This is a genomic window from Leeuwenhoekiella parthenopeia, from assembly GCF_020782115.1.
GTDB lineage: Bacteria > Bacteroidota > Bacteroidia > Flavobacteriales > Flavobacteriaceae > Leeuwenhoekiella > Leeuwenhoekiella parthenopeia.
In genome coordinates, this window is the sequence record NZ_JAJGMW010000001.1 from 108,887 (window position 1) to 125,616 (window position 16,730).

General features: G+C 41.9%; 7 protein-coding genes. 2 read left to right on the forward strand and 5 right to left on the reverse strand.

From position 1 onward, the window contains the following. Positions 1–3 precede the first annotated feature (3 nt). Positions 4–3,714: a metallophosphoesterase gene (locus LLW17_RS00500; RefSeq protein WP_228228306.1), complete on the reverse strand. Its 3,711-nt coding sequence runs from the start codon at positions 3,712–3,714 to the stop codon at positions 4–6. A 59-nt stretch (positions 3,715–3,773) separates the two neighbouring features. Here LLW17_RS00500 and LLW17_RS00505 point away from each other — a divergent pair, with 59 nt between their 5' ends. After that, entirely contained in the window at positions 3,774–4,979 is a 1,206-nt protein-coding gene (locus tag LLW17_RS00505; protein ID WP_228228307.1) for a Pycsar system effector family protein, read from the forward strand. Positions 4,980–4,986: 7 nt separating this feature from the next. On the opposite strand, the gene LLW17_RS00510 is transcribed toward LLW17_RS00505, so the two are convergent. Beyond that, positions 4,987–7,365 (reverse strand): GAF domain-containing protein, encoded by a 2,379-nt coding sequence (locus LLW17_RS00510; protein ID WP_228228308.1) that lies wholly within the window; start codon positions 7,363–7,365, stop codon positions 4,987–4,989. Between the two features lie 220 nt (positions 7,366–7,585). Between LLW17_RS00510 and LLW17_RS00515 the strand changes: the two genes are divergently transcribed. Continuing rightward, positions 7,586–8,728, forward strand: a complete 1,143-nt coding sequence (locus tag LLW17_RS00515; protein WP_228228309.1) for a redoxin domain-containing protein — start codon at positions 7,586–7,588, stop codon at positions 8,726–8,728. Between the two features lie 79 nt (positions 8,729–8,807). On the opposite strand, the gene LLW17_RS00520 is transcribed toward LLW17_RS00515, so the two are convergent. From LLW17_RS00520 to LLW17_RS00530, 3 genes are all read right to left on the reverse strand, one after another. Further along, positions 8,808–11,261 (reverse strand): glycoside hydrolase family 31 protein, encoded by a 2,454-nt coding sequence (locus LLW17_RS00520; RefSeq protein ID WP_228228310.1) that lies wholly within the window; start codon positions 11,259–11,261, stop codon positions 8,808–8,810. 185 nt (positions 11,262–11,446) lie between these two features. Then, the gene (locus LLW17_RS00525; RefSeq protein ID WP_228228311.1) at positions 11,447–14,644 is read right to left on the reverse strand and encodes a VCBS repeat-containing protein; all 3,198 of its coding nucleotides are present in this window, start codon (positions 14,642–14,644) and stop codon (positions 11,447–11,449) included. Positions 14,645–14,767: 123 nt separating this feature from the next. Further along, a complete protein-coding gene (locus LLW17_RS00530; protein WP_228228312.1) occupies positions 14,768–16,726 on the reverse strand; it encodes a sialate O-acetylesterase in 1,959 nt (652 codons plus the stop codon). Between the last annotated feature and the right edge of the window lie 4 nt (positions 16,727–16,730).

The following is a 16,730-nucleotide window of genomic DNA, read 5'->3' on the forward strand; positions in this document are numbered from 1 at the left end:
AATTTAAAAATTAAAGCCGAAGCCAAAAGAAACCCGGTAACCTTCAGACCCTTTAAAAAGATTGAAGGTTCCGCTTAAAGCATCAGCACTATTTACCCAAAAGCCCAGGCCGTACGAATCATGCCATTTTTCTGAATTAGTGTCACCATCAAACCAGACGCGACCTACATCATAGCCTGCAAATATACCTATTTGCAAGGGCAGCAAACCGGTTTTAAAGGTATCAAAACCATAACGCAAATCTGCCGATGTGGAAAATGCCTCATCTCCGATAAAGCGGTCAAAACGGTATCCGCGTAAGCCGTTATCTTCGCCCAGTCGCGCTCCCTGATAAAACTCGTAATTGTCTCCAAACCTGAATTGCGCACGGGCCGTGGTTTTCAACACCAATTTACGGTTTGCACTTAATGCATTGTAAAAACCCAGACTGGGATTGAGGTAAAAAAACCGTCTTCCTGTATTGCTCAGGTTGTTTGTAAAACCACCGTTTAAAACAAAATCCATACCTCTGCTAGGTACGAGGGTATTGTCTTTACTGTGGTACTCATAGGTTGCATCTAAGGTTGCAAAAAACTGAGCTTCGTCGAGCTCGGTAATGGAGGCGCGCTCAATAAAGCGCAGGGCATTTTCCTGCAATTTAATGCTTTGCAATAGAGCATTTGCCGAAAAGGTACTACCATAGTCTGAATTACGCAATAAACCTCCAGAAACCTCTGTTATACTCATTCGCACGCGGTTAAAGTCATAACCCTGCCGGTCGTCGGGATTTATACTTTCATTTCCGAAGCCAAAGAAGTTCTGAGTAAAATTAGGCGTTGTAAATCTTCCTTTTAAAACCAGATTCCAGTCATTTAATATCCCCGCGAATTCCCCTTCATAACTGAAGTCAAAGCCGTGGGTGGCAAAGAAATAATTGGCTTTAAAGCGGTGCTGTTGACTAAAAGGATTTTGTTTAAAACCGTTTACGGTATAAACATCACTCAACCCCAAAGTAAGGCCGTTATCCGGATTATAACCTATAGCCGGAGTTATGGTGTTGTAACGCAGAATGTCTTTTTGATAATCATAGGTATTGTAATCGTAAACATCGGTAAGTCTAAAATTAGCTCCTCCTCTGGCCTCAATCGTATTTGGGAGACTTTCGTGGTCGTAAATCTTGATTTCCCGACCGTTATAGACCCGGTAAATATCATTGTTTTGCCCTCCGATAATCCGAATAAAAATGGGGTTATCACCTGTTCCGTTTACTTCAAATACATCATCGTCGTCCAGACCGTAAATCCATAATTGATTGGTCTCATCTGAGTAATAGGTACGGTTGATTAAAACATCGGCTTTTTTACCGTCTTTAATACGCCAGGCTTTAACTGTAGTCTCATTATCGCTTCGTGTAATTTCAAAGTAGTCATCTTTATCAGTCCCGGTTACCATTTGCAACTCTGCCAGGTACTCATAGTACGTCTGTGCTATTTCTAAAATATTGTCCCGACGCCCTTTGAGATTCTCTTTTATGTTTGCTATAGACCTGCCAACTCGCACCTCCGGAGGTAATTGATTAAAGGCCTGTTCTATAATCGAATCGGTTATTTGTTCCTGAATATGACGTGCCTCATTCAGCCAAACTTCACGTCCCGAACGCTGTGCCAGTGCTCGGTCTAATTTTATTCCTTCTTTGTTAAACCATTTAATGTCCTTAAGGTTTTTATCATAAGCCTGAAATTGTCTTGCTGCACCAAAAAGGGTCTGAGCAATATTTAAAATGGTTCCGTCAAAGTTGGTAAAAACCTGATCCCGATCCCGGGGTATGGGTACAAATACATCCTTACCGTTCTGATTTTTGTACTCTGCCCAGCGCCATTGATCATTGTCACGATCCCAGTCTCCAACCAGCATATCAAACATTCGGGCGCGGATGTAAGCGGTTTCATCGACACTATTTTCTTCATCACTGCGCAATTTATTCAGTATATCATCGGTGCTCTCTATATCATCTGGATAATTGAATAACGCTCCATCATATTCTTTAGCCGGCCGCTCGACGATCATGTAGAGTTCATCCCCGTAATTTTCATTATAAATACCTAAAGCAGGCTGTCTGGGCACATAGAACAATTGGGGATGTGTGCTTAAAACACCTGCGGCTTCACTCAAGGTAGGAATTGCGAACGCACCATAAGGATGTGCCGATGTATAAAAATCCTGAATGAGGCTTTGCGGAAGACTGTTTTCAAGATCTTCCTCCATGTCTTCGTTTTGCTTGAGAACCGTATTCTGTAAAAACTGCACACCGCTTTTTCGCAAGGACCTTAGATTGTATTCTTTTCCGTCTTTATCTTCAAGTCTGAGGGACTTGGTTTGGTTACCTCCACCGGGTCTAATCACCTTAAGCCCTCCGTATAGCGTATCTAAAATAGCCACCGGAACGGTTACTTTTTTGCCATAAACATCGCGGTACTGCTCTCCCCAAACATTCTCAAAAAGATCTGAACGCTGTGTTTCTTCAACAGTATACACCGAAGCCTGAACGGTAGGCTGATAATCAAGATTGAGATTTGAATAGTCTACTAATTTATCTGGGGAATAAACCTGCTTTTGAAAAAAGAGCTCCGGTTCTCCGGTCTCCTGATTGGTGCCGTAATACCTAACCCAGGAAGAACCGTCTGTAAAAATATCAAGCCGGGCAAAGCCTTCATAGTCGCTGCTAAACAATCCGTCATTACCTAAAAAGGCATACGAAGATTTAGAGCCGGAGCCTGAAACAATTTGCCTTACCTCCTCATGTTCTATGTACTGTAAACCGTGCTCGTGACCCGAAACGAATATCGATTTTTTTACGTCCTTCGCCAGAATACGCAGTCGCTTCATCAATTCATTATACTTTTCGTTGAATCGATCCTGTTTTGAAACTCCACCCTGAGTACGCACCTGCGTGACTAAAGAGGCCAGTATGGGTAAGGGTAGCTTTTGCTGGGAAGGATACAGGTGCTTATCTAAAGCAAATTTACCTCCGTGTACACCATTAGTGTACATAGGATGATGCATCGCTATTATCACCGTTTTCTGCTGATTCTTTTTGAGTTCATTTTGAAACTCGATAAAAAACTTCTCCCGATCTTTAATGTTATCGCACTTATCGTTGATTTTGGGGTTTTTGTTCCAGTCTTCAAGATACCATTGCGTGTCTAGCAAAATCAGGTGAACCTCGTCATTCACGTCATAGCTCACCAGTGGACAACCGTCACGCGGTAAAAAAATATCATCTTCCCCGGTAATTTTTTTGATGTACTCTTCTTCCCGGTTGAGTCCGTTGAGTCCGTCATTATACCAGTCATGATTACCGGGTATGATTATAGGGGTACCTTTGTATTCTTTAATTGCTGCTATCTGGGCGTCTATGCGATGCTCTGCCAGAGCGCGTTCCGGTGTGTTTTCGGGAGGCATTCCCACCGGGTAGATATTATCCCCTAAAAAAATTGCAAACGAATTAGGATCATTATTCTGATCAAGAAGTTTTTTGAAAAGCAACAAACCTTCTGTACTTCCACCCATTGGAGCATTCCCGGCATCTCCTATAAGATAGAAGCTGCGTTCAATCTCCTTATCTTCGGGATAGTCACCCTGCTCAACCCCATTGCGATAGCGGTTAGTGTAGGTGGCGCAAGCCGTTAAAAGCAAGAGGCTGCCAAGTGTTAGAAGTATGTTATTTTTTGTCATGAAAATTCTATTCGAAATTCTTTTTTGTACTTTTCGTAACTTGTTAAATCAATATTCACATGGCTGAAACTGCAGAAAAAGAATCAAACTCTATCTCGAAAGCAGATCAATTTGTACTCGAACTTTTTAAGGAAAAACTTCCAAATAGTTATCTGTATCATAACTATGATCATACGGTCAGAGTGGTTAAAAGTACTAAAGAAATCGCCGATAACTCTGAAATTAATGTTAAACAGAAAGAGGCGCTGGTGCTGGCCGCATGGATGCATGACACGGGTTATACAGTTACCAGAGAGGCTCATGAAGATGCCAGTATAAAGATTGCTAAAGACTATATGAAACAAGAAGGAACCGATCCTGAAATTCAGCAAATGGTCATCGATCTTATCGCTTCTACCAAAATGGGAGTTGAACCTAAAAATGAAATGGAGCGCATTCTTAAAGATGCAGACAATTCGCATTTTGCCAAAGACTACTACAAGCAAACCAGTGAGTTTTTACGTCAGGAATTACTGCTTACCGGAAGTGCAGACTTCTCTCCTACTCAATGGAGGGAAGAAAACATCGATATGTTTACCAATAAACATCGATTCTATACCGATTATGCCGCCCGTAACTGGAAATCTCAAAAAGATGAAAATCTGATTTCCCTGCTGAAAAAAGAAAAAAAGAAAAAGAAAAAATACAAGAAAGAAGAGATCAAAGCCAAACTAAAGGCTAAATACAAAGATGAAAGTCCGGATCGCGGTGTTCAAACCCTGTACCGTACCACATTGCGAAACCATATCAAACTGAGCGATATCGCAGATACCAAAGCAAACATCCTGCTTTCAGTAAATGCGATCATTATCTCTCTGGCTTTGTCTAATATGATCCCCAAGCTAGATGCGCCCAGTAACCGTCACCTGCTTGTACCCACCCTGATTTTGGTGCTTTTTAGCGTAGCCTCTATAATTATGTCTATACTTTCTACGCGGCCCAATGTCACCTCCGGCGAATTTACCCGTGAGCAGGTCAAGAAGAAGCAGGTAAATATTTTGTTTTTTGGAAACTTCCACAAAATGAAATACGACCAGTATCAATGGGCAATCAATGAGATTATCTACGATAAAGACTACATCTATGAAGCGCTTACCAAAGATTTATATCTGCTGGGTGTGGTTCTAAATAAAAAGTATATGCTGCTAAGGCGCACCTATACCGTATTTATGGTCGGTATTATCGTTTCGGTAATCAGCTTTATTACTGCCTTCTCGATAATGTAAGATCCCTTTAAGAGTCTAAAACTTCCATCAGATCATCATACGTGATGGTCTGATTTTCTTTAGACCGGGGTAGTTTTGAAGTATACAGTACATTTACCCGAATGGCTTTTAACCCCACAACACCCTGTACATCTTCAAGCTCTACGTATTCCACTTCCTGACCCAGGTATTTTTTGCGCTGTAAATAGTGAATATAACGGGTGTACTCTTCAGCATCAGTATCCTGCGAATAAATTATAGCGATCTTCCCTTTTTGAGTCACACGCTCGTCACTACCCTTAATACAGGCTTTATCAATGCGCTTTTTGATAATCTCATACCGCGCGTTGTACGTTCCGTCTACATCAAATTTTTTCTCATCCATTCGGTAACGGATAGATAAGGTGGTGCTAAAAACCAAAATAAGCGACGCGGCATCAAGCTGCAATTGCGCTCCCTCCTGTTTGTGATAAAAATGATTTTCCATCTCACACATCGTAGAAAGCTGCCACAATCTTAAATTGTACAGGTAAACCTCGTTAAAAGCACTGGTGGGCGTCATCGATGCGCCTATGTAAATGTTGTGATCAACACCGTCGGTCTTGTAACGCTCAAAATAGTGCGGAAAAATTTCCTGTGCCTCCTGTTGCTTACGGTCTATGAAGGTTGCCAGATTTTGATTGATAAGCTGAACGGTCTCATCATAATGCTTGCGGTTCTCATAAATGAGCCCTGTATCTTTATTAATGGCCGTTTTGTAGTTATCGATAGCTTTTTTCAGCTCAGGAATTTTAGTGTTCAGGTGGTTGAGTAAGGGGTTTACTTCTTCTTTAAGCAAGGCGAAAACCTCACTCTCGCTACTGGCATTAAGCTGATCATTGATTTGATTTGTAAATTCTTCAATACGGAATTTTACCTGCTCATAAATAGGCATTGGTTGGGCCTTAAGAGCTAACTCGAGAATGGTATCTACCATTTTAAGCTGAATGAGAATATCCTTTTGAATGGCGCTATTACGCTCATCTGAAGAACCTACGATGTCAATTTGACCGTAAAGCGGGTACACATCTTCAAAGGCGATATCCTTAAAGGCAGCAAACTTGCCGGCATCCTGATTTTTAATAAAGCGTTTGGCTTCCTCCTCAAAAATCCACAAAACGCTGGGATGTATGCTGGTACATTCGCTTTGGATGACCGCTTTTATTCGGTTTTCAAGATCATTGCGTTTGCGCTCTACCGTAGAAACGATAAAAGGCATCACATCATCAAGCTTGGTAGCGTTAAGACTGTGCAGTTTATTACGCGTTTCAGAAACCAGTTCGAGTACTGCAAGGAGCTCATTTCCTTTTGCAATGGGCGCCAGAATACAGCTTTTTACTCTCTGAGTAAGTAAATTTTCAGCCAGAATATTGTGTCCGCTTTTACGCGCATACTCCTCAACATCTGGTATTATAAAATAGTTTTTATCTTTTACCAGTGAGTTATAGGCATTGTCGCACATGCTCTTACGACAATCGTTTCGCGCATCTTTATTTAAGATAAAACTGGTAAGCATTTTCTCGTCAGACATCTGGGCGAAATGATCATTTCCCCCATCAAACTCGGTAAAACCTACCCGTAAATCGGGAATGTTGAAAATAGCGCTAAAAATTTCCTTAAACTGCTGCGAGGTATTTTCGTTCAGGGTTTTCTTGGAAAGTAAAGTGCTTTTTAAATCTGAAATCGAATCGTCAACCGTGACATCGGTAAGATTTAAAATGGTAATTCCTTTTAAAATCCAGCTCTGAGGAGGAAAATACTCTTTCCAAAGTTTATAATCGTAACCGTTTGCAATGAGTTTATCTGCGATATCAGACGTGATTTCAATCGCCTCATCGGTAGGCTCGCAATAGGTAAAATCTGCATTGATCGTGGCCCGGTAACTGCGAATGATTCCGTTTTTATCTGGAATCTCGTAATACAGCGGTCGGCTGATGTCAACCTCATACCCGTAATACGTGTTTAAGATAATCACACAACCTAAAATATAATAGAACTCGGTATCCAGGTCCCGTATTTTTAGTTTAAAGTCGGGCCCTGCTTCTTCGAGTATCGTAGCAAATCTGCGTGTAGGGTTAAATATTCGGTTTTGAAAGGGAATTGTAGCCGCTTTAATCTCATTTTTAGTGAGCGCTGCAGGGAAAAGATTATCGAGTAAAGTGCTTAACGGCTCTTCGTATTTGTGGATGTTTTCAAAATCCTTGATACCTTCAGCCAGCTCAGGATATCCTTCCGCATAGTCTAGAATAGACTTCATATACTCGCGCGTAATCGGGTTTTGAGATTGCTTCATACGTTTCCTTAGCATCTCAAAAACCTTGGTGAGACTAAGCTCAACCTGTAAGGGAAAATCCTTTAACTCTTCCATCAAACTAAATTTAAATAGAATTTAGTCAAAATTGACTACAAATAATAACAGAGGCTTAGTCTTTAACATAGGTTTAAACTTACGTTTACCCGAAATATATTAAACAAAGATGCGGTATGTCACATGCGTTAATCAGCCTGCAAGAGGTCTTTGAATAATACCTTTGTCTGTTCCTAAAAGCTATAAATCCCGTATATTGCAGCATTATATCTTAAATTTTATGAAACGAATACTTTTAGCAGGTCTTACTCTGGCGCTCGCGATCTCCTGTGCCGAAGAAGCAGACTTTAGAATTTCGGGAACTACACCCGATATTGATAATGATACCAAGGTTTACCTTCAAAAAATAGACGAAAATAACCGTCTCGTAGGCGTAGATACTACGGTTATTAAAGAAGGAGAATTTAGTTTTGATCCTACTGAAGTTAAAAATCCGGAAATGATGGTTTTGGGCTTTGAAGCTGCCCAGGGAACCGTGATTCTTATTGCTGAAAATCAAAACATAAGCGTACGTGCCTATAAAGACAGTCTCTACACTTCAAAAGTGAACGGTGGCAAGGAGAATGACTTTTTTAAGTTGTATTACAATGATGTTGTTGAATCGAACAAGAAGAAAAATAAACTTCAGGAACAGGCGATGAACTTTCAGCGTAACGGTGATACCGCCGGGATAACCGCACTGCGAGCTGAGTTTGAACAAATAAACACAGATGATACCGAGCGACGCATTGAGTTAATTGAAGAAAACACCGATAAGTATGTTAGCATCATCGTATTATCTGATCTGGTAGGTACGCGAGCTATTGATGCCAATCGCGCTGAGGCTTTATTTGATAAGCTTGACCAAAACCTTCAGGAAATGGAGAAAGGTGTTAAACTAAAAGAAATGATCGCTCAGGCCAAAGAACGTGAAGCTGCTGCCTCGCTTGCCGAAGTGGGCAATAAAGCCCCAGAGTTTACTGCTCCTACCCCAAATGGCGAACAGTTATCACTGCAAGAAGCCATGGGATCAAAATACACCATCATAGACTTCTGGGCCAGCTGGTGCAAGCCCTGCCGGGAAGAAAATCCCAATGTGGTTAATGTTTACAATCAATACCACGATAAGGGACTAAACATCATCAGCGTTTCTCTGGATCGCGAGTCTGCACGTGATAAATGGCTGGCCGCTATTGAAAACGACAAGATGACCTGGTATCACGTATCAAACCTAATGGAATGGCAGGATCCCATCGCTCGTAAATATGGTATTACCGCAATACCGGCAACGTACCTTTTAGATTCGGAAGGTGTTATTATCGAAAAAAATCTGCGTGGAGAAGCTTTAGTTTCTAAAATGCAGGAACTTTTAGGAGAAGGTTAAATTTCCTTCTTAAACCCATTAAAAAAGCCCTTTGAAATTTACTTTCAAAGGGCTCTTTTAATTTTCGGATAGACTGTTTCTAAAACGTTACTTCAATTGCAGCTCCTGAATAAGCTACAGTCTGTGCATCTGAAACCGCGCCATCCTTTCCGATTTTCACAACAGTGAATTTACGATCCTGAAGCATTCCGTCAAACTCCCCTTTTCGGTCTGCGATCTTAAGAGTTTTTACTGCGTCATCCCACGTAAAGCTTATAGTAGAATATGCTCCATTTTCATAATTGTAATTGTCAAATTCGTCCTCATAAAGGCTAAAGCTACCGTTTGCTCCCTCATAAACCCGTATCTCCAGATTATCCCACGACTTTTCTTCAGCATATTGAACGTCAGGCCCCTTAGACAAAATGCTTCCGGCTTTTACGTATAAGGGTATCGTATTAATTGTAGTTTCTTTGGTAATTTCCTGCCCGCCTTCAAAGCTTTCATTTGTCCAGAAATCATACCAGCTGCTTCCTTCCGGAAGGTAAACAGGTGTCGATTTAGTTTCCGTAAAATCTACTACAGGCCATCCTTCTTCACCACGTTCTTTTCCTTTATTCCAACCGGTTTCTTCATCTACTTTCATCACTTTTTCAGGCGTGTATTGGGCTTCAAGTACCGGCGCAACCAGAATTGCATCGCCAAACATATACTCGTCATTCAGATCCCAGGTTTTTTTATCCTGGGGGAAATCCATCACCAGTGCGCGCATAAAACTGCCCTGATTGTGAGTAACTTCTGAAGAAATGCTATAGATATACGGCAATAAGCTGTATCGTAATTCGATAGCATTTTGAATCGCATCGTAAATAGCTTCGCCCTTTTCACCAAAATAATAGATCTCACGCTTCAAATCAGTACCGTGTGACCGCATCATTGGGGTAAAGGCCCCATATTGCAACCAGCGTACATACAACTCCTGAAACAAAGGATTTTTAGAAGCCGTCCCGTCACTCCAGGATTTATTATAGGCTCCTGCGAAAAAGCCTCCGATATCAGTATTAAAATTGGGGTTTCCGGTAAGTGTAAAATTAAGACCGGCAGGAATCTGGTTGCGTAAAGATTCCCAGGAAGAACCTAAATCGCCTGACCACACATTAGCGCCATAACGCTGCTGCCCGGCAAAGCCCGAACGCGTAAGAATAAACACGCGTTTATCTGAAGATTCCTCGCGCTGGTGCTTATAAACACCACCTACAGTCTCCAGTGGATATGCATTACGCACTTTTCTAAAAGAACCTAAATAGGTCTCATTGTTGTAATCTTTATCCTGAATTTCTAAATGATCGGGCTCTGTAGAATCCATCCACCAGCCGTCAATCCCTAATGAAAACAGGTTTTTACTCAGGTAATTCCAATAGATATCACGTGCTTCCGGATCATAAGCATCGTAAACCTGTACTCCCGAAGGAAAATTCATATCCGGTGGCCAGGTTTCCTTTCCTGACTGGGGCCAGGTCTGAAAGTCCATCAACATATTTTTTTCTTTCAGCTCTTTAAACTGAGGCGTTTCGGGTCCAAAAGAAGACCAAATAGAAATAATCAAATGCGCGTTGAGATCGTGAACGTCATTTACGAATTTCTGAGGCTCGGGAAATGCCGGATTTCCAAAATCCATTGCATTCCAGTGGTAATTATCTCCCCAATATTGCCAGTCCTGAATAATTCCGTCAAGTGGAACGCCCAGTTCGCGGTGCTTTTGAACTACACCTACGGTTTCTTCCTGACTCTTATAACGCTCGCGGCTTTGCCAAAACCCATACGTCCATAGCGGAAACATAGGCACCTGCCCGGTAAGATCACGCATTTCAGCAATGACTTCATCTGCATTTTCGCCCGCCATCACATAATAATCAATCCCATCGCCTACCTGAGAGGTGAACGAGGTTTCATTGTTAGCATCATTAAAGGTTGTAGGCGAGTAATTGTCCCAGAAAACACCATAACCTTTAGGAGATTGAAAAAAGGTCGAAAAATCCCAGGTGTTATTCTGTACCATTTCAACCCTCTGATTGCGTTGCGACATTTTACCATTCTGTAAAATTCCCAGACCGTAAATGGGTTCATCTGCCTCTAAATTCCAGCTTTGACCTACAGTAAAAGTGTCTTCTCCATTATCAACAAAAGGCTTAAATGAAGCGGTACTCTCGCGTAATAAAAGACTGCCGTCCGGTTTAAAAAAGCTGATCGCTTTTGCGATGGTATCAAACTCCAATCGTAACCCGGCCGTTTTCAAAGCAACTCCATTTTCGAGATCTTCAACTTCTACTGATACCTTTTCGGCTTCTTTTATTACCGAAAGACTATTCTTTTCAAAGGAACGATCCTTTGGATACTTTTTGATGCGTACAATGGAAGGCGAGATAAATTCGATCTGTATAGCTAATGAATCGGTTTGCGTTTTGATGCCGGAATCATAAACTTCATAAGATTTACTGGCACAACCCCCACAAATTAGTAAAGAGCAGATTGCCCAAAGGAAAATGGATTTCATGGTTTAAGTAGTTAAATTGGTTTTAAGTGAAAACTAAATGCAGGAAACGCACTCCTTAGAAATCACAATTTGACTATACAAAAGATTCCGAGTAACGAAATCGATTTATTTCATAAATGTAAATTACACATTTATAAAATAAAAATACGTATAAACCGTGAAAGTATCCAAATAATTCTATCTGATTAGGCTTTGATCCTGAAGACTGTAAGCGGTCTGTCGTTGTTCGCAATAACCAAATACGTGTCATTTCCTACAACCACCTGCTTCATCTGTTTCGCGTTAAGATCGTTGTAAAAACTGATGTCTTTAAACGGTTTCATCGCGCCTTTTGAATCGCCTAGCAAAACATAACCCACGTTAGAGTCGTATTTTACAGTTTCTACTTCCGCTTCGTGAATCGCACCTATACCAATTACGTCCAGATGGCCATCCTTATTTACATCAGCAAACGTAAACGACATCGTTGGGCCCAGCTGAGCAAGAACAGGCAGGTGTTTGATTTTAAAGTTTCCGTTACCCAGATTTTCAAGATAAACCGATTCAAATTCATTGGCTTGTTTGTGGTAGGAATTAGCAATCTGCTCGCTGCCATAAATATCGGTTAGTGTAGATATAGCGAACTCCTTATAGGTTTTGATTTTTTCACTTACAAACGAATTTTGCATCGTAGAGCACTCTTTACCCCGTACAGGCACTAAACTGCCTTTATACACCTTACTCAAAATCATATCGTAATTGCCGTCGCTGTCGAAGTTGTTCCCATAGATATGCAAGGGTTTTTCTACGGAAGGATGAAATTTATTATTTGCGCCCAGGTTTCCTACGAAATAATCCAGGTCGCCATCCTGGTCAAAATCAATTTCAGCAAGGGTATTCCACCAGCCGGAGGTTTCTTTCAAAACTTCAATTTCTGAAGGCTGAAAGCTTCCGTTTTCATTTTTGAAAACTGTAATAGGCATCCACTCCCCTGCTACCAACAAATCGCGATCGCCGTCGCCGTCGTAGTCTGACAGGATCAGATCATTAATCAAGCCTGCTTCTGCAAAGGCAGGTGCGACTTTTTCAGTTACATCGCTAAATGTTCCACCCTCATTTTCTAAAACATAGGAACGTGGCGACAAGGGATATTTACCGGGAACTATTCTCCCTCCCACAATTAAATCCAGATCACCGTCCTGATCGTAATCTAGGGAAACAACCGCTTTGGACCCTGTTAGCATTTTTGGCAAAGCCGAAGAAGTGCTAAAATTCCCCTTACCGTCATTCAGATAGAGGCGGTCTTGCAGTTTGCTGTCATTTTCCTGCAACTCATAGCCGCTGCTGGCAACGTATAAATCTAAATCACCATCTCCGTCAGCGTCAAAAAAGTGCGCTCCGTTATCTTCAAAGGCTTTATCAGCCGCAAATGCAGGCTGAGTTGTTTGTGTAAACGTCCCTCCGGCTTGTTGCAGATACAACTGTGCCGCCTGGCCGGGACCTCCACCCAAAAATACGTCTTCGAGGCCGTCGTTATTTACATCTGCAGTTTCAAATGCGGGGCCTTGCTGCGATTGCTTTTGAGGCAGTAATACCTGTCTTGAAAAATCATTAAAATCATTTTCTTCGTGCGCATAGGTCAGCCCAAGTTCCCGCGGATCTACGCGTTCAAAATGTTCAGGACGCTCGTAAGGTGTTTCAACAGCATTACCAGCTTCAGCCTCATTTAAGGTCAGAAATTGATTAGCCTTGACATTTTCTAAAATTGAAACCTTTCCGGTATTCCAAACCACTTCTATTTTGGAGATTTGCTGCTCTTCACCTACCCCAAAATTTAAAACCGGGGAAACCGAAGATTGATATCCACGGGATAAATACAGCTCCTGATATTGTTGCGTACTGTCTGTATACACTTTCACCTTAGAGCCTATTGCAAGCGGGTTTTTAGCATCGCCTTTCAACTTAAGGCTGATGAAATTTGCGGTGGAATTGTTGCGGTAAATACCGGCCTCATCCTCCAGATTGTTTACTACCAGATCCAGATCACCATCATTATCCAGATCCCCGTAAGCCACTCCGTTTGAATTCACGGCCTGGGTAAAGCCCCAGTCTTCAATCACTTTTTTGAAAGACAAATCTCCATTATTCTTAAAGGCATAATTCTGAAGCTTATCTGAAGGCATTTCTTTGAGAATACTGTCGATAGGCATTTGTTCCAAAGAACCTTCGTTGGCATCGAGAAACCTTCCAAAGTCCTGATTGGCGATTTCGCGTTTGATCCCGTTTGTAATAAAAATATCCTTGTAGCCATCACCGTCAAAATCGGCTATAAGTGGCGCCCAACTCCAATCTGTCTTCGATACTCCCGAAACCTGTGCGATATCTGTAAAATAACCGTTACCGTTGTTTAGGTTAAGCACATTAGACATATACGGAAAATGAAAACCGGCTTCAACAATCCACCAGAATCCTTCGGTGTTCATACTGGCCATATTTTGTTTTCCGCGCTGATGATCTTCCGCAGACATATCTAAAACCAGTAAATCGGGTAAAAAGTCGTTGTTGATATCCGCAAAATCAGATCCCATACTGCTGTAGGAGATGTGTTTCATTTTGGTATTGATATCGTTGGCAAACGTGCCATTCTTGTTGTTGATGTAAAGCTTATCGGGCGTGATGAAGTCGTTAGCCACAAAAATATCGGGCCAGCCGTCGTTGTTAAAGTCTCCAATGGAAGCACTAAGACTGAATTCCTTATTAATCAAACCGCTACCCGCAGTAACATCGGTAAAAGCAGAGCCGTCATTGCGGTACAGGTGATCTGAAGTTTGCGGGTAAAACTGGTCGTCATTAACGATTGCATTAAGGTCAACCGAATTTAAAAAGTCATCCCGGTGATTGATCAAATACATATCGAGATCGCCATCCCGGTCGAAATCTAAAAAATACGCCTGAATGGAATAACCGTCGTCTGCAATTCCCCATTTGGCAGCTTCTTCGGTAAATGTGCCGTTCTTTTGATTAACAAACAGCTTGTTTTTACGTTCAAGGCTATTGCCCATAGAAGCCGATTTGCAAACGTAAATATCCAGATAGCCGTCGTTATTAATATCTATCATCGTGACGCCGGTCGTCCAACCTTCGGCATCTGCCACACCTGCTACATCGGTAATATCTTCAAATTTAAAATCTCCTTTATTCAGGTATAGCTTGTTAGCATTTTGATTTGAAGTGAAATAGACATCCTCGAGTCCGTCGTTATTAACGTCGCCTATAGCCACCCCACCCCCGTTATAGGTGTAATAATAATTTAGAACATTAAATTGATCTTTCTCTAGGATTGAATTTTTAAAATGAACACCCGTATCCTCATTTGATATTTGGGTAAAAAGAGTTTCTGACATACTCGTTTTTCTCTGAAAACCCGAGTCTTTACATGAGTAAAGTGCTCCTGCAGCCGCAAAAGCAACAAAAAATCGTTTCAAGCGAATCATATTCAACTAATCAATTAAAATTCTCTAAGTAGATTATAACTCAGTTCTAAAAGGCGACGCCGGAAGCCCTTCTTTATTGTATAAATTGGGATTGTCCGGGTTATCTGCCCAGGCATAGCGCAAATACTTTGGCTCTGCCACCTCATCACTCCAGACAATCACACGATCCCCTTCAATTTTGGCGTTTGCCCAAACAAATTTACCGTCTTCACCTGCAAGCGCAAATTCGCTCAGGGGTTCGCCATCATTGCTCATCAGGCCATTGCCTGTATGCTTAAATTTCAAAATTACTTTTCCGGCTTCAACGGTGTGACTTTCGTAAACAGGTCCCGAATACACCAGATTTTCACCGTAGGCCAACTTCAATCCTGCAAGCGCCATACGCTCTCCCACGTCTTTTTTATTGTCCGGGTGAATATCATTCCACTCCCCCAAATCAATATTTACGGTCATAGCGGTGTTGGAATTCTTCAGCGCTTTTAGCTGGGCTTCACGCAACTCGGCCCAATTGCTTTCGGAAGGCAGATAAGACACATCCATAAAATTAGGTAATTGCGCATAAATAAATGGTGTTTCAGGCTGGCCTAAAACACTGCGCAAACCCGAAATCAAAGCTGCCATATAGCCTTCGTAAGCCTTTGGATTACCGGTATTGCTTTCGCCCTGATACCACAAGATACCTTTAACCGGAAGTTGCTTATAAGGTGCGATCATCCCATTGTATAATGCGGTTGGTTCGTTTTGCGGATTGATACGGCGCACGCGCGCTCCGGAATCTCTGTCCACAAAAGCGGAGCGATCAAATGGCTTAAAAACTTCGCCCACTTTATATTGCCAATAGCCTTTTAAATCTACCGTATCCTGCTCGGTAAAAATATAATAGGGTTTGTCTGGTACAAAACCTCCTTTACCGTTGTAATTGGTGACTTTAATTGTAAAATTATTTTTTCCGGCTTTGAGTAAGGTATCGGGTACCTCATAGCGGCGTTGCGGATATTGATAGGTTTTGTTCCCCACGAGAACACCATTGATATACACCTCATCGGCATCAACGATGCGGCCCATAAAAAGGCGGGCTTTTTTGCCTATCATAGATTCGGGAATCTCAACTTCCCTGCGGTACCAGACTGTGCCATTAAGGTCTCGTACACCCTGGTCTTCCCAATACCCGGGAATGTTGATACGGCGCCAGTTTTTAGGCGTAAAATCATTACTATACCACGGCGTACCCATAAGTCCTTTGTCGGTTTCCTCTTCTGCAGATTCTTCCGGTTGAGGACGGTTTTGACGTTGCGCATTTACAAAAGCCGTGTCTTTATTTTCTTCGATGATTTTTAAGATTTCCGGGTAATCGGTATAGCCTTCCCGCGGAATCCAGGCCTCAATGGGCGTACCACCCACACTGGCATTGATTAAGCCAATGGGAATCTGGTATTTTTCGTAGATTTTTTTGGCAAAGAAATACGCAACAGCCGAAAATGGGCGAATTTCCTCCCCCACTGCTTTTTGCCACTCACCCCCCTCAAGATCTTCCTGAGGTCCTGAGATAGCAGGAGTTGTAGGCACTTTAAAATGTCGGATTGCAGGATTATCTGCATTCGCTATTTCTTCCGCGTAGCGCACATCGTGAATATCCAGCTGATGTACCATGTTAGACTGACCGGTGCACAACCAAACATCACCAATCAAAATATCATCGATTTCAACACTATTCTTACCAGAAATCACCATTTTGAAGGGTCCGCCGGCTTTCATTTTAGGGAGTTCAATACTCCATCTTCCGTCTTTAGCGGTGGTGGTTTTATAGGTTTTTCTTTTAAAGGAAAGCATAATTTGTTCGCCGGGATCTGCCCAGCCCCAAACCGGCACTTTAGCATCCCGTTGCAGCACCATCCCGTCACTTATTAAAACAGGTAATTTAACTTCGGCCTGTACAGAAAAATTCAGGCTGAACATGAAAAGGATGAGTGCGTTTATTCTTTTGAAAATCATGTTG